This is a genomic window from Microcoleus sp. BR0-C5 (assembly GCF_036705045.1).
In the GTDB taxonomy this organism is placed as follows: Bacteria; Cyanobacteriota; Cyanobacteriia; order Cyanobacteriales; family Microcoleaceae; genus Microcoleus.
Window position 1 is genome coordinate 36,828 of the sequence record NZ_JAUBTR010000023.1, and the last position, 19,844, is coordinate 56,671.

Annotated in this window: 16 protein-coding genes; 7 read left to right on the plus strand and 9 right to left on the minus strand. The window is 46.5% G+C overall.

The features are described from left to right. Positions 1-135: 135 nt before the first annotated feature. From QUB08_RS13385 to QUB08_RS13395, 3 genes are all read right to left on the minus strand, one after another. Positions 136-807, minus strand: a complete 672-nt coding sequence (locus QUB08_RS13385; RefSeq protein WP_333225164.1) for a hypothetical protein — start codon at positions 805-807, stop codon at positions 136-138. A gap of 38 nt (positions 808-845) precedes the next feature. After that, positions 846-1,619 (minus strand): PP2C family serine/threonine-protein phosphatase, encoded by a 774-nt coding sequence (locus QUB08_RS13390; protein ID WP_333225165.1) that lies wholly within the window; start codon positions 1,617-1,619, stop codon positions 846-848. A gap of 232 nt (positions 1,620-1,851) precedes the next feature. Then, on the minus strand, positions 1,852-2,514 hold the full coding sequence (locus tag QUB08_RS13395) for a VWA domain-containing protein (RefSeq protein WP_333143204.1): 663 nt from the start codon (positions 2,512-2,514) through the stop codon (positions 1,852-1,854). Between the two features lie 247 nt (positions 2,515-2,761). On the opposite strand from QUB08_RS13395, the gene QUB08_RS13400 reads away from it, so the two are divergent. Both QUB08_RS13400 and QUB08_RS13405 read left to right on the plus strand, forming a co-directional pair. Then, positions 2,762-3,364, plus strand: a complete 603-nt coding sequence (locus QUB08_RS13400; RefSeq protein WP_333225166.1) for a Uma2 family endonuclease — start codon at positions 2,762-2,764, stop codon at positions 3,362-3,364. 52 nt (positions 3,365-3,416) lie between these two features. Beyond that, positions 3,417-3,671, plus strand: coding sequence for a DUF6737 family protein (locus QUB08_RS13405; protein ID WP_333225167.1), 255 nt, complete (start codon positions 3,417-3,419; stop codon positions 3,669-3,671). Positions 3,672-3,959: 288 nt separating this feature from the next. Here QUB08_RS13405 and carB read toward each other — a convergent pair whose 3' ends face one another. The 3 genes from carB to QUB08_RS13420 form a co-directional block, all read right to left on the minus strand. Then, positions 3,960-7,271, minus strand: coding sequence for a carbamoyl-phosphate synthase large subunit (carB, locus tag QUB08_RS13410; RefSeq protein ID WP_333225209.1), 3,312 nt, complete (start codon positions 7,269-7,271; stop codon positions 3,960-3,962). A 748-nt stretch (positions 7,272-8,019) separates the two neighbouring features. Then, the gene (locus QUB08_RS13415) at positions 8,020-8,259 is read right to left on the minus strand and encodes a hypothetical protein (RefSeq protein ID WP_333225168.1); all 240 of its coding nucleotides are present in this window, start codon (positions 8,257-8,259) and stop codon (positions 8,020-8,022) included. 91 nt (positions 8,260-8,350) lie between these two features. Beyond that, positions 8,351-8,590: a hypothetical protein gene (locus tag QUB08_RS13420; RefSeq protein WP_333225169.1), complete on the minus strand. Its 240-nt coding sequence runs from the start codon at positions 8,588-8,590 to the stop codon at positions 8,351-8,353. Between the two features lie 431 nt (positions 8,591-9,021). Here QUB08_RS13420 and QUB08_RS13425 point away from each other — a divergent pair, with 431 nt between their 5' ends. From QUB08_RS13425 to QUB08_RS13440, 4 genes are all read left to right on the plus strand, one after another. Then, positions 9,022-9,279 carry a hypothetical protein gene (locus QUB08_RS13425; protein WP_172192361.1) on the plus strand — a complete coding sequence of 86 codons (258 nt, stop codon included), beginning with the start codon at positions 9,022-9,024 and terminating at the stop codon, positions 9,277-9,279. Positions 9,280-9,292: 13 nt separating this feature from the next. Further along, complete coding sequence (mltA, locus tag QUB08_RS13430; RefSeq protein WP_445300916.1) at positions 9,293-10,495, plus strand: murein transglycosylase A; 1,203 nt, start codon at positions 9,293-9,295, stop codon at positions 10,493-10,495. Between the two features lie 250 nt (positions 10,496-10,745). Then, entirely contained in the window at positions 10,746-11,456 is a 711-nt protein-coding gene (locus QUB08_RS13435; protein ID WP_333225171.1) for a tetratricopeptide repeat protein, read from the plus strand. Between the two features lie 363 nt (positions 11,457-11,819). After that, a complete protein-coding gene (locus QUB08_RS13440; protein WP_333225172.1) occupies positions 11,820-12,707 on the plus strand; it encodes an ROK family protein in 888 nt (295 codons plus the stop codon). Positions 12,708-12,969: 262 nt separating this feature from the next. Here QUB08_RS13440 and QUB08_RS13445 read toward each other — a convergent pair whose 3' ends face one another. From QUB08_RS13445 to QUB08_RS13455, 3 genes are all read right to left on the minus strand, one after another. Continuing rightward, positions 12,970-13,392: a hypothetical protein gene (locus QUB08_RS13445; protein ID WP_333080303.1), complete on the minus strand. Its 423-nt coding sequence runs from the start codon at positions 13,390-13,392 to the stop codon at positions 12,970-12,972. Positions 13,393-13,869: 477 nt separating this feature from the next. Then, positions 13,870-15,528, minus strand: coding sequence for a CTP synthase (locus QUB08_RS13450; RefSeq protein ID WP_333225173.1), 1,659 nt, complete (start codon positions 15,526-15,528; stop codon positions 13,870-13,872). A 28-nt stretch (positions 15,529-15,556) separates the two neighbouring features. Further along, positions 15,557-16,579, minus strand: coding sequence for an Rpn family recombination-promoting nuclease/putative transposase (locus QUB08_RS13455; RefSeq protein WP_333225174.1), 1,023 nt, complete (start codon positions 16,577-16,579; stop codon positions 15,557-15,559). Positions 16,580-16,924: 345 nt separating this feature from the next. Between QUB08_RS13455 and QUB08_RS13460 the strand changes: the two genes are divergently transcribed. Next, positions 16,925-19,630, plus strand: coding sequence for a VIT domain-containing protein (locus QUB08_RS13460; RefSeq protein ID WP_333225175.1), 2,706 nt, complete (start codon positions 16,925-16,927; stop codon positions 19,628-19,630). Positions 19,631-19,844: the final 214 nt, after the last annotated feature.

A 19,844-nucleotide genomic window follows, 5' to 3' on the forward strand; every position in this document is an offset into this window, starting at 1 on the left:
CAAACTAAAGCAGAATTGTTGACACCTCGATTTTATTATAGAACCGCGCCAAATTTTCACCGCTCATTAGACATTTCCAACAATTGTTATGGGGCAGGTATCCTGACAGCCCTTGACTTGATTTTTAGGAGATGTCTATTTAATAGTTGCTGCCGATTCCCGCAGGCGCTGGTACAATAAAACCAAATAAACATTTATCAACGGGCCGGCTAAAAATCCGAGTAGATTACCTGCAAGCTTAGATGCTAGCAAATTTGCGGTCGAACTGATTAATAGGATCATCAACACTATTGGCACGGAAACCACAAAAATGATCAGAAAACTCGCTCGAAATACCAACCACCAGCGCCCTTTAGTTAATTCCCAACTGCTGCTAAGACTGTCCAGCGCCGAAGAGTTATCAATGACGGTAGCGTACAAGGAAAATATTAAGCGATATGATACATAAAGACCGGGAATTATTAGTGCAATGAAGCCTGCCAACGCCAGCCCAGAAGACATAATATAAACCAAAATAAGGGGCAGCAATCTTCTGTTTGCTTGATTGAAAGATTGACCCACAGTTACTTGATTTCGAGTCAAACTTCGGTAAGTGTAGAAAATCATGGCTCCCGACAATAAAGGAACTGCCACGAACCAGTAGATAATATTGAAAGCAACACCGGCTGAACCCAGATTGTCCAAACTATTGATCGCGGACAATATCAAATTGGGAAAATTGATTGTCAACAGTGGAGCGTATAGAGACCCCATAGTATCAAATGTTTCTCGCAACAAGTTTGTGGCACTAATTCGTGAACTTGTCATAATTTTTTATCCGCTTTTTGTAAGTGGAGTTGAACAGATCAGACATTACTAGAAAAAGTTGCTAACAATAATGTTAAGTCATCATCGGTGCGTTCGCAAACGCGGGGCGATCGCAAAAAAGACTCTAACTGCTGTTTCGCATCTTCTTCTTCTTTCCACTCGCCAGAAAACCGAAACAAAGGCGCAAAAAACGGCTTGTGCGGCGTGCCTTCTGGGATTTTGAGAGCTAACATTTGCAAGCCGTCGGAAAACACCGCCAAGTGCGGCAGTTTTTCCCGCAGTACCTGAAATTGCGCTGTTTCTATCGCATTCGGCGAAATCAAAAAGATAGTTTCGTTGATGTATTCGCCGCAGGGAGGTACAGTCAGGGCGATCGCATTTCCTGCACTATCACCCGCTACCGCCGCACCATCGCCGATTTGAGCAACTGCGATTAATTCCGGCGTAGCAACAACCGCAATTAAAGTGCAGGCTAAATCTCTCGCAGCCACTTCCCGCACTGCCGCTTCTGCTTCCACCTGCGCCCGCGCAACTTGCAGTGATGCTGTCAAGAATACCTGCCATTCATCGTCATTTTGAGGCAGCCTTTCCTGTTGCTGGCAAATAGTTTCGACAACCGCTTCCACAGCAATTTTTGCCCCAACTTCCGCGAGTGCTGCCGAGCCCGCACCGTCGGCAACCGCTGCCGCTAAAACACCGTTTGGCAAGAGACGCCAGCAGTGGGCATCTTGACAAGGCTGCGCTCTTTTTTCGTGGCTCGTACCTATCACCGACGCCCCTACAACTTGCCAATTAAAGGATGAATTCTGCATTAATAACTCTTTAACTCAAAACTTCGTAAATTCACAACTATGCAAAGTCTGGACGGGTTTATTTATCCCTAATTACAGCACTTTTCTGGGTTCGTAGGTACTAGCCCTTGTAGGGACACGACAGTGCCGTAGGGACACGGCACTCTTACTAATGACCAATGACTAATGACCAATGACCAATGACCAATGACTAATGACCAATAACTAATGACTAATGACCAATGACTAATGACTAAACAGTTCCCCATCCGGGTGGCGGCAGTGCTACTTGTTCGTCAATTTTTGAGTGAGAAACTCTCTGCATACTAGCCGACAGCCAGATGAACATCTCTCTAAAGTCTAATCCTTTCAATTTTACAGGCGTGCGATCGACAATTTGCGCGAGACGGGGAATATTAGCACCTTCCACTCCGACTGCAAAAAATGCCACGCGCTTGTTAGTTTCTTCCTCTTTAATCCGCTGTGCTGCTATTTCCACAACATCGTCGGATTCGCCTTGAGGTTCGCCGTCGGTAATCATAAATACCCACGGGCGGTAGTAGGTAATGCCGTTGTTGCGGTATTCGGATTTGCGGGCGGCAATGGTATCTAATGCTAGCTGAATGCCTGCGCCCATGTGGGTTTGTCCTTGAGCTGTCAGCAGTGGCGTCTCGAACTGGTCGGCGGTAACGAAGTCTTGCACGACTTTGATTTGATTGTCAAACGAAATAATCGCGACTTCGACTCGCTTTTTAGCTAGTTCGTCTTTAATTAGGTCATTCCTAAAAATTTCCAGCCCCTCATTCAAGGCATCTATGGGTGCGCCTTGCATGGAGCCGGAGGTGTCCAGCAGGAGGACGCAGGGACAGCGCGGCTCTGGGTTTTCGGCAAATTCTACGGCTTCGTCTAGTCTCATGGTTCGGGGTTGACCTGGGAGTGGCTCGATTTCTAGGTTTGTTACTTTCTACCCTAGCAAGTAGGTGACATATTTAACTCAATCTGCCCGCTGGCGATCGTATTTTACCATTTACGTGAATCGATTTTTGATTTTTGATTGTATATTTTAGACTTGAGAATTGGATGTCTGCGGTCAAAAAAACAAATTTGTTCCTGCCTGTGGTAATATAGACTAATAGTATTACTGCAAAATAAGGATAAATCTTATGATTGCAACAGTCACGCAAAAATTAACCTTTGACCAATTCCTTGTAGAATGTCCAGAAGATGGACTCTATGAACTGGTAAATGGAGAAATTGTAGAGAGGAATGCCACAAGAAATTATGGTGATGTTGCTAATTTCATGTTATTTGGCTTCAACGATGAAATCCGGCGACTAAGTTTTAATTATGTAGTCAACAATACCGCAGTTATCAGAACTGTAAGTAAAGCCGGCATCGAACAAGGGCGGAGACCGGATGTCAGCGTAATCGATCGCGATTTGTGGCGATCGAACCGTTCTGCTTATGCTGCAATGCGGGAACCAATTCAATTAGCAGTGGAAGTAACATCAACAAATTGGGAGGACGATTATATAGACAAATTGGACGAGTATCGGCGTCTCGGAGTTCCTGAGTATTGGATTGTCGATTATTTAGCAATTGGCAGCAGGGAATTTCTGGGAAATCCCAAAGTTCCAACTGTATTTGTTCACCTTTTGGATGCAGAGGGCAACTATCAAAGAAGCGCTTTTAAAGGCAGCGAACGAATTGTGTCGCGGACTTTTCCAGAATTAACGCTGACAGCAGAAGAGGTGATGAATGTTTAACCTCCGTTAATCCAGCTAGCCAGACTATTCTCCATAAAAAATTACTGAAAATATGAAATCTCTTTCTGATAAAAAATTTTCTGATCAAAAAGCTATTAGTCCTTGGAGTTACAAACCTTGGTGGTGCCAGCCGTGGTCGATTCTTTTAACTGGTACTAGCCTGATTAGCGGTAGTTGGTTTTTATTAAAAACTGTTTGGATAACTGTTTTAGTCGCGATTCCTTTATTAGCTTGGATGGGTTTTTTCTTGTTAGTTTGGCCGAGGTTGATGCTGTCTAGCGGAGTTTTGGAGTCCGATGCAGATTAGGTTTTGGTGGCGCGCACCTTATGTTTAAGGTAAGGTGCGCGACCATTGGTGTCAACAAACACGTTAAACCCTCAGTCCGGCAGGGGTTAAAACAATAGCCTCAAAGCGAAAGTCCTCGCTATGAGGACTAATGAGTTCTTCAGTCCTCTTTGAGAGGACTTTCGCTATAAGCCCCGTGGAATTCATTCCCTGGCGGGCTGCCGGGTGAGCGAGAGGACTGGCGGACTAAAAGCTTAAGTTGACACTAATAGTGCGCGGTGCACACCCTACCTTTGAGTGTTTCCCAGTCTAGGTTTGCGGGTAATAGTCTTGAATTGCTTTTACTTCCATCGGGTGGGATTTGAGCGATCGAATTCCCGCTGCTGTCGCTTTGGCACCGGCTATTGTGGTAATAATCGGGATTTTGTAAGTCAAAGCTGTGCGGCGGATAAAGATTCCGTCGGCGCGGGATTCTTCGCCGGAAGGCGTGGTGATAATTAGTTGAATTTTCTCATTTTTGATCGAATCCAACAAATTCGGCCGCCCTTCGTGCAGTTTCAATTCCAAATCTACCTCTAAACCTTGCTCTCGCAAAACTTTGCGTGTTCCGTGAGTTGCAACTACTCTGAAACCCAATTCTAAGAATTCCTTGACAACGGGTACAACTGCTAGTTTGTCCCGATCGCGCATCGAAACCAGCACGGTTCCCAACAGTGGCATCATTTGTCCAGCACCTAATTGAGCTTTGGCAAAGGCTTTGCCAAAATCTGTGTCAATTCCCATGACTTCGCCGGTCGATCGCATTTCTGGCCCTAACAAAGTATCAGTTCCCGGAAACTTAGCAAAGGGCAATACAGCTTCTTTTACCGAAACATGAGTGGGTATAATCTCTTCAGTAAAACCCAAAGCTTCTAGAGTTTTGCCAGACATGACTCGCGAGGCCATTTTTGCTAAGGGAACTCCGATCGCCTTGGAGACAAAAGGCACTGTTCGAGAAGCGCGCGGATTAGCTTCCAAAATGAAAACTTCTTCCCCTTGAACAGCAAATTGAATATTCATCAACCCGATGACTTTCAGGGATTTTGCTAATTCTACAGTCCAGCGGCGGATTGTTACCAAAGCTGCATCAGGAAGCGTTTGGTAAGGGATAGAACAAGCAGAGTCGCCGGAGTGGATTCCCGCTTCCTCGATGTGCTCCATAATACCGCCGATCGTCACATTGCCAGTAACATCGGCGATCGCATCGACATCAACCTCGATCGCATTCTCCAAAAACTTATCAATTAAAATTGGATGATCGGGTTCTACTAGCACGGCATAGGTCATGTAACGTTCCAATTCCGTATCGGAATAAACAATTTCCATTGCTCGCCCGCCTAACACGTAACTCGGCCGCACCACCACCGGATAACCTATCCGTTGAGCGACTATCAAAGCATCCTCAAAACTACGCGCTAGACCATTAGCAGCTTGCTGAATATCCAACTCCCGCAGAATCTTTTCAAAGCGCTCCCGGTCTTCAGCAGTATCAATGGAATCCGGCGAAGTTCCCCAGATTTTTGTTTGTACATCGGGGTGATTTTCGAGAGCTTTTTGTAAAGGTAGCGCCAATTTCAGCGGGGTTTGTCCGCCAAATTGAATAATTATTCCTTCGGGATTTTCTGCTTCGATGATATTGAGAACATCTTCTTTTGTCAGCGGTTCAAAATACAGGCGATCGCTCGTATCATAATCTGTCGAAACTGTCTCCGGGTTCGAGTTGACCATAATTGTCTCAAAGCCGTCTTCTCCTAGGGAATAGGAAGCGTGACAGCAGCAGTAATCAAACTCAATTCCCTGTCCGATCCGGTTCGGCCCGCCACCTAAAATCATCACTTTTCGTTTGGTAGAAGGCAAAACTTCCGACTCCGGCGCGAGACTGTGGCCTACAGGCGAAATTTTCTTTTCTTCATCGCCCAATTCCCAAATTGCCGCCCCCGCTTCGTAGGTGGAATAATAATACGGTGTAAACGCTTCAAATTCAGCGGCACAGGTATCGACTGTTTTGTAAATCGGAATTACGCCTAACTGTTTGCGGTAAGCGCGAACTTGATCTTCCGATGTTTTGGTGGCGTAAGCAATTTGGCGATCGCTAAATCCCAACTGCTTTACTTCAAACATTGTCTCTTTTGTCAACTGTTCCAACCGGGTTCGTTTCAAGAACTTCTCAGTTTCCAGCAATTCCTGCATTTTATCCAAAAACCAAGGGTCGATTGCTGTGAACTCGAAGATATCTTCCACGGACATTCCCATCATCATCGCGTGGCGAACTGTAAAAATGCGATCGGGATTTGGCGTCCGCAATCCGGCGCGAATTTGTTCCAAACTCGGCAATTTTTCCGGTTTGTCGCACCCGAAACCCGCGCGGCCTGTTTCTAATCCCCGCAACGCTTTTTGGAAGGATTCGTTAAAGCTGCGCCCGATCGCCATTACCTCCCCAACTGACTTCATTTGCGTTGTCAAAGTCGGTTCGGAACCGGGGAACTTTTCAAAGGCAAATCGGGGAATCTTCGTCACCACGTAGTCAATTGTCGGCTCAAAAGACGCCGGAGTTTTCTTGGTGATATCGTTGGAAATTTCGTCTAGGCTGTAACCTACCGCTAATTTTGCCGCCATTTTGGCAATGGGGAAACCAGTTGCTTTCGAGGCCAACGCGGAGGAACGGGAAACCCTAGGGTTCATTTCAATAACGATGAAATCTCCGTTGACTGGATTGACGGCAAATTGAATGTTGGAACCGCCGGTTTCAACTCCAATTTCGCGAATAATTTTCACCGAAGCATCCCGCAGGCGCTGATATTCTTTGTCTGTGAGAGTTTGCGCCGGGGCGACGGTGATAGAATCGCCGGTGTGGACGCCCATCGGGTCGAGATTCTCGATCGAACAAATAATCACCACATTATCTGCCAAATCCCGCATTACTTCGAGTTCGTACTCTTTCCAACCAATCAAAGATTGTTCGATTAAAATTTGCGATACTGGACTGGCATCAATCCCGCCTTGTGCCATTTCTTCAAACTCTTCTTGATTGTAAGAAATGCCGCCTCCCGTGCCGCCCATTGTAAAAGCAGGACGAATAATTAAGGGATAACTGCCAATTTGGTGACCAATTGCTTTGGCTTCGTCGAGAGTGTTGGCAATTCCCGAAGGGCAAACGGCGACGCCAATTCGCGCCATCGCTTCCTTAAATAATAGCCGATCTTCTGCCATTTCAATTGCTGGCAACTTAGCACCAATCAACTCGACGTTGTATTTTTCTAAAACGCCATTTTTAGCGACGGCAACTGCTAAATTTAGCGCAGTTTGACCGCCCATAGTCGGTAAAATTGCTTGAGGTCTTTCTTTAGCGATGATTTGTTCGAGGATGACCGGCGTTAGAGGTTCGATGTAAATGCGATCGGCAGTTTCGGGATCGGTCATAATCGTTGCCGGGTTGGAATTCACCAACACTACTTCAAAGCCTTCTTCTCGCAAAGCTTTGCAAGCTTGTGTCCCTGAATAGTCAAATTCACACGCTTGACCGATAACAATTGGGCCGGAACCAATGAGAAGAATCTTTTTTAAGTCTTGACGACGGGGCATAGGTTCGTAATTGGTAATTGGACAAGGTTGAGGATTAATTTGATATTTTGAATCACTCTTAGAAACAGGCTTTCTGAGCTGTTCCACCAAAAGCTTACTCAAAATAGTGCAAGTTTTGCTGTTAATGTGAAATTGTGCACCATTATCAGCATTTTGGAAGCAGAACCTCGCACCTCCGGCAGACAGACACCCCCAGCTAACCAGAAATATTGATGGGAAAAGGGTGCAGTCGATCGGTAAATCAAGACTATTTTAAGTGTTGCGGTCAAATCGTGTTCTAAAATACACAATCCCTGTATTCCGCCGGATTAATCATTGTAGAGACTTCGGCCAAGGCCTTTCCTGACTGTGGGGAAGGGGTAGAATTAACCGGCTTAGATGATGAAATTTTTCGTAGCTTGCGGGGCGGGACGCCATCGCCCTCGGAGGATGTCAAAACCGTATATCCAGCCATGTAGACGGGGCGATGGAGGACACGGCATTGCCGTGCCCAAAGCGTGTCAACTTAAGCCCATCGTCCGCCAGTCCTCCCACCTGCCCGTCAGTCCGCCAGGGAATGAATTCCCTGTCTAATAGCTAAAGTCCTCTCAAGAGGACTAATGAGTTTAAAAGTGTTCTTCTGAGTCCTCATAGCGAGGACTTGAGTTTTGAGGAAGGGGTTTCAACCCCTCTCGGACTGAAGGTTTAACGTGTTTGTTGACAGGACGAAAGGCAGGGTGTCGTGTCCCTACCTTATTTCATCAAATTTTTAAGCTTTGCGCGATCGGCGAATCAGGACGCTTATAACTTGTCCCGGCTTTGCACCTCGCTGGGGCGGACTCCAATCCCCGACGGCGGCAAATCCCAGTCGGTACAAGGTGTGGATGGTTTCTAACACGGCTGCGCGGGAACCGACAACCGTGATCCGCACGACTTCCTGTTCGGATACTGCTGAGGTGTCATTTGGACGCGCGGAAAAGTTATCGTCAGGTACGAATTCCTGTGACATAATATGGTCTCCTGGTTTTTGGTTTTCTAGGAAAACCCAAAAACCCAGCCGCCCCGCACGGTAACACAGAGCAGGGCGGCTACAGAGAGTGTTAAAATTCTCCATTAGCCTCCAGACTGCTGTAATCAGTTTGGCGGTTAGCTGTCCATTGCTGTTGGTAGCAGCTTTGGGCAGTGCAACTAGATTTTTGAGCGACGTGGGCTGCTTGCTCTTTGAGCAAAGCAGCCTTATTTTCACAGCGTAGCCGCAGAGGGGGGCCGCCGTCAATCGATTTAAGATTTTGGATTTTAGATTTTAGATTGAGATTTTCCTGCAACAATTCTCCAGTCATTCCCACCCTCCGCTTCTCCCAGTCTCTCCCCGTCCCTCAATCCAACCCACTAGATGAGGGAATGCGCCGAGGAAGAGTTGACAGTTGACAGTTGACAGTAGACAGTAGACAGCTTGCCCGCTAGCGAAGTCGAAGGGTTGACAGTTGACCGCACGCGGGGCGACCTCTCCCGGTCAGGAAGAGGATTGGAGTAATGGATAGTCTTCTTTTAATTTCTCCCGATCGGGCTTTGGGCTGTAAACCAATTCTTTCTGGTAAAATATGGAATCGTTCCAAAAGCTTAAAATCTACAATCTAAAATCAAAAATAAAGATCTGCCTAGAACTCAAGTGCGAATAGTCCTTGCACCTGCTGCTTGAGGGCAACCACATCAATTTTAGATTTGAGATTTTATATTTTAAATTGTCCTCCAACAACTCTCTCCATCTCCTATGCCTAGAACACCCAGTGAATATTCCGTGCACCTGCTGCTTGAAGGTGGCCACCGCGAAGAAGTGCGTTTCGCAACGCTGCAAGATTTTCAAAAGTGGTACAGCAGTACGCTGGTGCCGAAACAAGATTCAAGAGAATTTCTTAACGTCCCGATTAAAAATATTCAAGGCGAATACATGGTAGTTCGACCTACCAGCGTTCTCGCAATTCGCGTAGAACCGATATTTACTTCTAGCGTCGAACGATACGATGAATAAGGAAAATAATCAATTGAGTAGGAAAGATTGGAAATTGAGCAAGATTTTTCGCTATCAGCTATTAGCGATCGCCTGTTGCGTTTTGGCGATCGCTTTTTCGGTGCCAGCCGTTGCAGTTCCGTCGCTGCAACCAATTAGTATAAATCAATTGCAAGCGAGTGAGTTGGAGTCGATAGCCTTTGACGCTCAAATCTGGGGCGAAAATGGCAAACCGGGCGATAAAGAATTGCTGTTAAAGTCGATCGACAACAGCCTCCGCTATCTCAATACATCGGCCGCCGCCAGCGCTTACAGCCGCTATCCAGTAGCAGGAGTTACGCGCGATCGAGTCCGCCGTTCCCTCGATCGATTCCGCCAATTAGTTGTCAGTTCCACAACCCCAGCACAACTTCAGGAATCTGTCAAACGCGAATTTGTATTTTACAAATCCACGGGCAAAGACGGCCAAGGAACAGTCGCATTTACGGGTTATTTCGAGCCGACTTACGCAGCATCTCGGACGCCGAATTCCGAATACCGTTATCCCCTGTACCGGATGCCGCCAAACATGGCATCTTGGCCGAAACCTCACCCGACAAGATTGCAATTAGAAGGCGCAGATGCTTTGCAGGCAAGTAAAGGATTGCTGCGAGGATTAGAATTAGTTTGGTTGCGCGATCGATTCCAAGCATTTCTCGTGCACGTCCAAGGTTCTGCGAGATTGCAACTAACAGATGGTAGCGAGATGACCGTCGGTTTTGCAGGCAAAACCAGTCACAGTTATACAGGAGTTGGACGAGAATTAGTTAAAGACGGAAAGTTTACTTTAGAAGAGTTAAATTTGCCGAAACTAAGGGAATATTTCACTAACTTTCCCGCAGATATGAACAAATATTTGCCGAAAAATCAAAGCTTTGTATTCTTCCGGGATAGTAATGGAGTTCCAGCCACAGGAAGCATTGGAGTGCCAGTAACTGCCGAAAGGTCGATCGCCACCGACAAAGCCTTAATGCCACCCGGTGCACTAGCATTAATTAGTACAAAACTCCCTTATCCGAATGGGGCGGGACAACTCGAACAAAATGCCGTGAATCGGTACGTTTTGGATCAGGATACTGGGGGTGCAATCAAAGGCGCGGGGAGAGTTGACGTATTTATGGGAACGGGGGATTTAGCGGGCGATAGGGCCGGTTATATCAACTCAACAGGAGAACTGTATTATCCGCTTTTAAAGTAGATTAATTCTACTTCATCAGGACTTACGCACAGCCTCAATATATAGTGTTTTGTAGGGGCAAAACCCACGCCCGGTTGCCCCCATACCTGGGATGATTGCGTAAGTCCTATTCATGTGATTGTTTGCTGTGCGTCGCAATCGCGGACACGGCAGTGCCGTCTCCCTACAGATATCGCGGACAATCTATATGTAATCCTACTTTTGATAATTGCTATAAAATAGAAAATACCCCACCTTCGCAACCTCACAAATGCTCAACAAAATTCTGCAATTCTTCAAACGATTAATTCAGCGGCTGTTCGGAACCCCAACCAAACCTTCCCCGCCTTCGGAAAATACCGCCATCCGCCCAACCTTAACTGACGCGGAATACGAGTCGAAATTCATGGAAATCCTGGAAGGGGTGAATGCCGGCTGGAGTCGAGGGGATGTAGCGGGATTCTTGATCGCAAAACGCCTTAAAGATGGTGAATTGGCGGCTTGGTTGCGACGGTTTGGAAGTCGATTGTTTGAGGAGGGCGGGCACGGGGGCACCGCCCCTACGGATGCGGTGGCATCGCTTCAGGAATTAGCGCAGCGGCTGGTTTTGTTAGGTAGAATTGGCTGCGGGGAATTGTCAGAGGTGGCGAGGCAAATTGGGCGGGAGATATTGACACGGTTTCCGCTGCCGGAGGTTGAGGAGGAGGATACAAAGGGGAGGGTGATTGAGGCGGTGTTTGTTGGGGATGGTTTGGGTTTTTCTGGGGAAGGAAACCGCAGAGGCGCTGAGGCTGGGGAGGCTGAATCGGAAGTTAATGTAGAGGCGAAAGCCTGGTGCGAGAGAGGGAATGAGCAGTATAATTTAGGAAACTTTGAAGAGGCGATCGCATCTTATACCCAGGCAATTGCTCTCCAACCAGACTATCACGATGCTTTGCACAACCGAGAGGTCGCGCAACGTAAGTTAGGCGACATTAAATAGGCGAACTCGCTTGTATCCATAATTGTTGCTAGGTATTGCGATCGGTATGATACTATTAAGAATTAATCCCGGTTTTTGTCGCTAATTCTCAGACAGTTAAAAGAGTAATTTTAGGACGAAAGTCCTCAATAAAAAATTAATTGGTAAGGTGCGTTATAACTGAGATATTAGACAACTCTCAATAATTGTTTTAGGGCGGGCTAGAAGCCCAACCCCTACTCCCCACAATAAAATTTATTGGTTGTGAAACAGGCCGAAAAGCCTGTTCTTTAGAATGGTACAAGATGTGAGTTATAAGCACCCTACAATACGTTTATACTATTATGATTAATCCCAAATTCTTCCATCCCAAACCCAAATCGAATGACACAAGTAATCGGCATTGACTTAGGCGGAACCGCAATTAAACTCGGCAGATTTAGCGAAAATGGTCTTTGTAACCAATCCTTAACTGTCCCAACCCCTCAACCCGCAACGCCAGAAGCCGTTTTAGCCGCGATGACCGATGCTATTTTACAACTGAATCCGGTCGAAAATGCTGTAAGTGCGATCGGCATCGGCACTCCAGGCCCCGCAGACGCCTCCGGCCGCATAGCCAGAGTTGCAATTAACCTCAAAAACTGGCATAACGTCCCCCTCGCTGACTGGTTGGAAGCTAAAACCGGACTGCCGACAATATTAGCAAATGATGCCAACTGTGCCGGATTGGGAGAAGCTTGGCTGGGCGCAGGAAGGAACTTTAAAAACCTAATTTTAATAACTTTAGGTACAGGAGTCGGCGGTGCAGTTATCCTAGACGGCAAACTATTTGTAGGTCATCAAGGCGCGGCCGGAGAACTAGGATTGATTACTATAAATCCCGACGGCCCGGAGTGCAACAGCGGCAATCGCGGTTCTTTAGAACAGTACGTTTCGGTGCAAGGAATTCGCCGCGAAACGGGTTTGGAACCGCTAGAATTAGCAAATCTAGCTAAGTCTGGAGATGCCAAAGCTTTAGAATTTTGGCAAAATTACGGGCGCTATCTGGGTATCGGTTTGGCAAGTCTCATTTATATTTTGACGCCGGAAGCTATTATTATCGGCGGTGGAATTAGTGCAGGTGCAGAATTTTTCTTGCCGAAGGTTCAAGCCGAAATTCACCAACGTGTACTGCCGAGTTCTCGCGAAGATTTACAGTTATTGGTGGCTGAATTGGGCAATCAAGCAGGGATGGTAGGGGCAGCAAAATTAGCTTGGCAGCTTGGTCGATAGTGAAAATTTAAAAAAGCAGCGCATTTTACTGCGCTTTTTTCATATCTAAACTTAGGTTGCAACCTAAGCACCTTACCCCAAAAAAATTTAAAATGAATGTTAGGATTTACTAAAAATAGTCTTCCTTCCTCCTTCATTGTTCATGCTTCTAACTAATGACTAATGACTAATGACTAACAACTAACGACTAATGACTAACGACTAATGACTAACAACTAACGACTAATGACTAATGACTAATGACTAACAACTAACAACTGCTTCATGGCAGAGATTGTCCAGTCGTATTTTTAATGTATTCCTGAATTTCTTGATAAGTTTCCGGGTTGTTTTGGCGGAGGATAATAATATTAGTTGCGCTGTCAGGCAGGCAAAAGCTTAGCCGACCGTTCTGTTCGCAAGCAAAAGAGCTAATTCGACTCATATCGATCGCAAATTCTTTGCGGTCATAATGAATTTTAATCCACGAACCTCTCGAATTGCGATCAATGGTTTTTTTGAGGTAATCGAGAACTTGCTTGTAAGCCTCATAATTGCCTTGGGGATTGAGGATAATCGGCTGACTGCTATTAGGCAGCCAAAAGGTGAGACGCTTGTTATCCAGTTCGCTAGAAAAAGCACTAATAGTGTCAAGGTCAATTATGTATGTACTTTTCTCATAAGTAATTTTGCTCCAATAAGCCACAAAGCCTCCTCAAACCTGTGTTTCCTGGTATTTTAGGATAGTTTGACAACTCCTACCATTTTAGATTTTAGATTGTAGATTTTAGATTGGGCATGACTGATGACAATCGGGGTTGGGAAGTTGCCTAAACTTGCATTCTTTTGGGAAACTGGTATCACCCTTGAAATCCGTAAAAAGTTAAGTAAAAATATCAGATTTTTACCTTCTGCCTTCTGCCTTCTGCCTTCTGCCTTCTGCCTTCTCCCTTGCGGTACTAGCCCCCCAGCCCTAGTATAGGGGTTGGGGGGTGAGGTCTTTCACTCGTTGAGAATGCGGCCCGATATCTAGTCCGATAAGTGCGACCCCTATCAAATCCTATTGGTCTGTTGGGCGGGTTTTGTAATGTCCATTGTCGGGGCGATTTGAATATTGTCTACTCTGAACCGCCCCTACAGACATCTAATATATCAGAACTAATCGATCGCACATAATCTCAGATCAGTTTGCTGCAACTTTCCCGGCCACCAAGTCGCGACCCTCATCTTCTAAAACATCTTGCTTTCCCTGGATGCTAGCGGCCTGGATAAACCCTTGAAACAATGGGTGGGGGGTGCTAGGTCGAGATTGGAATTCGGGGTGAAATTGGCAGGCTATGAAAAAGGGATGGTTGGGAAATTCGATCATTTCTACCAATCGGCCGTCTGGAGATGTACCGGAGACTGCATAACCTGATTCTAAGAAAAGATTGCGGTAGGCGTTGTTAAATTCGTACCGATGGCGGTGTCGCTCGTAAATCACTTCTTTCTGATAAAGTTTGAAAGCTAGCGTGTCTGGGTTGACACGGCACGGATACAAACCCAGTCGCATTGTACCGCCCAAATCGACTACATCTTGCTGTTCTGGCAATAAATTAATTACCGGATTTGCTGTATCTGGGTTAAATTCAGCGCTGTTGGCATCCTTTAGTTGGGCGATGTTGCGCGCCCATTCAATCACAGCACACTGCATCCCCAAACACAAGCCCAAAAATGGAATTTTGTGGTGTTTAGCATATTCGATCGCAGCTATTTTGCCGTCAACTCCCCGAACCCCAAAACCTCCCGGTACAAGAATGCCGTTGATACCTTTGAGATAATTATCGAGGTTTCCCGATTCTAAATCTTCTGAGTTAATCCAGTGCAAATTCAGGTCGCCGCCGATCGCAATTGCCGCGTGCCGCAAAGCTTCGACCACCGAAAGATAAGCATCGTTCAACCGCACGTATTTGCCAACTAAAGCAATATCAATTTTGTGATTGGGACTGTAAAGCCTGTTGACTAAAGTTTGCCACTGATGCAAATCTGGCTGGCGATGTTCGAGTTGCAGCAAATTGAGGGTTTGTTGGGCCAAACCTTCCTGTTCCATCATCAGGGGTACTTCGTAGATACTTTTTGCATCTTGAGATGTGATGACGCATTCTTCCGGGACGTTGCAGAATTCCGACAATTTCTGTTTCATGCCCAAAGACAGCGGCCGATCGCACCGACAGACTAAAATATCTGGTTGAATGCCGATCGACCGCAATTCCTTCACCGAATGCTGAGTCGGTTTAGTTTTCATCTCCCCAGCCGCAGGAATCCAAGGTATCAGCGTGACGTGCATATACACAACATTTTGCCGCCCGACATCCTTGCGAAACTGGCGAATTGCCTCCAAAAACGGCAAAGATTCAATATCTCCCACCGTTCCGCCGATTTCCGTAATCACGACATCGGGATTGGTATTTTTTGCTACTCGATGAATTCGATCTTTAATCTCGTTAGTGATGTGCGGAATCACCTGCACCGTGCTCCCCTGATACTCACCGCGGCGTTCTTTGTTGATCACCGCTTGATAAATGGAACCCGTGGTGACGCTGTTGAGGCGCGACATGGAAGTATCAGTAAAACGCTCGTAGTGCCCCAAATCCAGGTCAGTTTCCGCACCGTCTTGGGTGACAAAGACTTCTCCGTGCTGAAACGGGCTCAGAGTGCCGGGGTCAACGTTAATATAGGGGTCTAGCTTCAAAATCGAGACAGAATAGTCCCGCGACTTCAATAGGCGGCCCAAGGAAGCACCGACAATTCCCTTGCCGATACTGGAAACCACGCCGCCGGTCACAAACACAAATTTGCTCATAGGATTTTCGACTTTAGATGCTTCAATGTCAGGTCAGACTCAAATGTGACATAGGTAATCCATAAGGGCAACCACGGGGGATTGCCCCTACACCCATTTGACCAAATTGTTGACGATTGTTATGTGCTTGCAACCAAGTTGTCAAATCTGACACACTGGCCAACTCTAAAACTGCCTCTCCTAAATTCTCTAATTGCTCAGCGGATAACTGACTGATGCGAGTTTGAATCTCCGACGACAACGGGCCGACACGGCGCTCCAACAGCCGCACAACTAACTCCAACTTTCCTTGTTTGATGCCTTGTTCGATGCCTTGTTCGATACCTTGTTCTCTCCCAATTCTGGTAGCTTTGGTAATTGCACCGCGCTGGTCTTGAATAAAAATTTCTCGCCTTTCTAAATCCTCCAATTCATCAGGATCGAGATTGGCTTCATTGGCAATTGTAAAAGCTTTGCGGAGTTCCGGTACATTTCCCAACTCTTCCGGCACAGACCTTAACGTGCGAGCGGTTTTCATGAAATATATCCACTTATCAGTCAGAGTCTCTAATTCTGCTAAAGTCTTGTCAAATTTGGGCAACTCAACAAATACAAATTCTAATTCATCCGCCAAATACTCGACCCGATTGTTTTTTTCTTTGATACAAAACCGCGAAATTACTGTTTCCAGATGCTCAAACATTTGGAAATCTGTAATCGTCAAGGCAATCACGGGATTTAATAGGTGGTAGTTTTCTCCGCTTTTCAATTGCACTGAGTAAGCTTTGGTAGCATTGTATAAAATCCGCTTCTCAAAGGATTCTACATTCAACACCTGCATTTCAATGATCACAGTTTTGCTGCCACCAATTTTTGCTTTGACATCCAAGTAAGTATCTTTGACTCCTTTGATTTTGGGAGCTAAATAAGGGTCAAGAATTTCTAAATCTTCGATGACTGGCTGCGCTTCGTAGAGGATGGCATTTAAGAAGCTAATCAAAATGTCTTTGCTGTCAGCCGAGCCGAAGATTTTTTTAAATGCAAAGTCGGTTTTGGGGTTAATAAAATTCATGGCTTTTTCAATTTATTAGAGATTGAGAGGTTGAGGTTAGAGTTATTTAATTATTTAACTATCATACAATCTTCTAGGTTGGGTTCGCGGACGATCGCCCCAACCGACCTCACCCAAATACAGATGCAAGCCGGCGACAGCAGTCGCGCTGAGCAATCATGGCTTCGACAAAAGTTCCAGCGCCCAGTTCGCCCCTAGGCGAGTCAATCTAAAATCTAAAATCTAAAATCTAAAATCAGCCCTACGCGCTCAGTCATTTTTCCCAAAAAGCTAACTCAGGAACGTTTTGGCAATCGTAAAGTCATGATACACAAAGCACCTCAAGTCTGCTAAAAAACAACAGCTATGAAGTTTGTCTGCGTTCTATCCCCTCAACGGTTGCTTTGTGCTGGTATCGCATTGCTCGCTGCGATCCTCTTCGAGGGCTTCGCTAACGAGTGTGGCGCCTGGCTGGCTCCAAATGCAGCGCGGGCAAAAGATCCTGGGGAAAATTATTCGTCTGTGTCGCCGAAAATCATCGCTAGTAACGATGTTAATTGCAATGGCGGACGATCGCCCGAAACTCGCTGTCCAGTCGGCGGTTTGTTCGTCAAAACTCCCAACACGACGCCAGAACAAGTCTTTCCTCTGAAACAGACGGAAGTTAAAGCCAAAATAGCTGGCAATATCTCCCGCGTCGAAGTTGTTCAGAAGTTTGAAAATCCTTTTCCAGAATCTATAGAAGCTGTTTATGTATTTCCTTTGCCCGACGAAGCGGCGGTGGATGATATGGAAATTAAAATAGGCTCACGAATTATTAAAGCTGATATCAAACGCCGCGAGGAAGCTTTGGAAATGTACGAACAAGCTAGAAAGCAAGGCCGGAGTGCGGGTTTGTTGGAACAAGAACGATCCAATATTTTTACTCAGTCTCTGGCTAATATCAAACCGGGAGAAAAAATTGAAGTTACGATTCGCTACACCGAAAGTCTCAAGTTTGCCGGCGGCGATTACGAATTTGTGTTTCCAATGGTGGTAGGGCCACGCTATATTTCGGGAAATTCGACCCCCCCCAACCCCCCCTTGCTAAGGGGGGGCGATCGTTCTGAGTCTTCAGGGGTGAGAAATTCGACCCCCCCCTTAGTAAGGGGGGGCGATGCTCAATTCCCCCCCTTAGTAAGGGGGGGCGATGCTCAATTCCCCCCCTTAGCAAGGGGGGGGCAGGGGGGGGTTAGTACCGATGCCGATCGCATTAACCCGCCTGTTTTGCCTCCAGGAACGATCTCGGGCCACAATATTGCTGTTTCGGTAGAAATAGATGCCGGAGTTGCGATCGGCGATGTCCGCTCTACTTCCCATCAAATTACAACTGACCGCAGTGGCAATATTGTGCAAGTCCAATTAGCCAATTCAGACACAATTCCCAATAAAGATTTAATTTTGCGCTATCGAGTCGCGGGCGAAAATACGCGCGCAACTGTCTTGACTCAATCCGACAAGCGGGGCGGTCATTTTGCTACTTATTTGATTCCGGCATTAAACTACAAAACTAATGAAATTGTGCCTAAAGATGTCGTGTTTCTGATGGATACTTCCGGTTCTCAGCAGGGCGAACCGCTGGCAAAATCTAAGGAGTTGATGCGCCGCTTCATTCAAGGGCTAAATTCCAACGATACTTTTACTATTATTGATTTTGCCAACACGGCGAAAGCACTTTCAACAACTCCTTTAGCAAATACGGCTGCCAACCGACAAAGCGCCATTAATTATATCGATAAGTTGCAGGCAAACGGTGGTACAGAACTGGTTAACGGCCTTCAAACAGTGATGAATTTTCCGGCGGCGACAACGGGAAGGCTGCGGAGTATTGTATTAATTACTGACGGTTACATTGGTAATGAAAATGAAGTGCTGGCTCTGGTTCAGCAGAGTCTGAAACCAGGAAATCGACTTTATAGTTTTGGTGTCGGCGGTTCGGTGAATCGGTTTTTGCTCAACCGTTTGGCGGAAGTGGGAAGAGGCACGTCTCAAGTAATTCGTCAAGATGAACCGTCAGCAGAAGCGGCAGAAAAATTTTTTAGGGAAATTAATAGTCCGGTATTGACTAATATTCAAATTAGTTGGGAAGGAGTGGGGGAAAAACCGGAGATTTATCCGATCGCACCCCCAGACTTGTTTGCGAGTGGGCCACTGGTTTTGTTTGGCAAAAAGACCGATCGAACTAACGGCAAACTTCGCATCCGCGGCACTCTTGCAGGTGGCAAAGCTTACGAGCAAGTTTTACCTGTTAATTTTGCTCAATCCGGCGGGCGGCAGCGCGAGTCTACTTCAGTCTCCGCAACCGCTACGGATTTTGGCAATCCGGCGGTAGCTCAACTTTGGGGGCGATCGCGCATTAAAGATTTAATGAATCAAATGTTTGGTGGCGAGACTAAATCTCTGGTGGAAGCTGTGACTAATACTGCTCTGACTTATCGGTTGCTGTCGGAATACACGGCTTTTGTGGCTGTGAGCGAAGAAGTGCGAGTCGAACCCGATGGATCTCGTCGCCGAGTGCAAGTGCCTGTAGAATTGCCGCAGGGTGTCAGCTATGAGGGTATTTTTGAGTCGGGAGGGGTAGAGCCAACTAGGGGCGGCACTCGCAGCGTTACCTCGAATCGCAACTCGGCACCAGTGAGTCCAGTTCCTGCTATGCCGCCGCCGCGAGGTTACGGTGAGTTGCAACCATCGCAGCCAAAGGCTTCTCGCCTCCAAGTAGTCAGCGCCGAAGGGTTGGATGCCGGGGCGATCGTCGCTTTGACTCAATACTTGCAATCTGTTAATCTCCCGGCGGGGGTTAGCGGTGAAACGGTGTGGGAGTTATCGGTACAAGGCGGCCGCGTTGCCCGATTGGCGCTCCTCTTCGTTGGCGTAGCCCCCGTAGGGGCGGGCTTCGCTAACGATACTCAAACCTCGACGCTGCAAGCAACAGACGCCGTAGAGACTCTCAAGAAAGCCTTGAGTTCCTGGCAACCTCCTGCAGGATTCAAGGGCACGCTGCGCCTGAAGTTGCGAATTACGGTTGAGCGTTAAGGAATGACTATCTATGTCAAGAAACATTAATTTTTAATTCAAAAATACCGAAACCGGGATCGCTACCGCGAGGAAGATATAAAATCTTTATTAAGAGATTGCCTTTAAACAGAAAGTGATGTTAATGAAATTTATACCGTTTGAGGCAAATGCTAAAACAGTTTCCTTTCTGAAACAGTTTCCTTTCTGAAACAACCTTAACAGTAAAGATTTC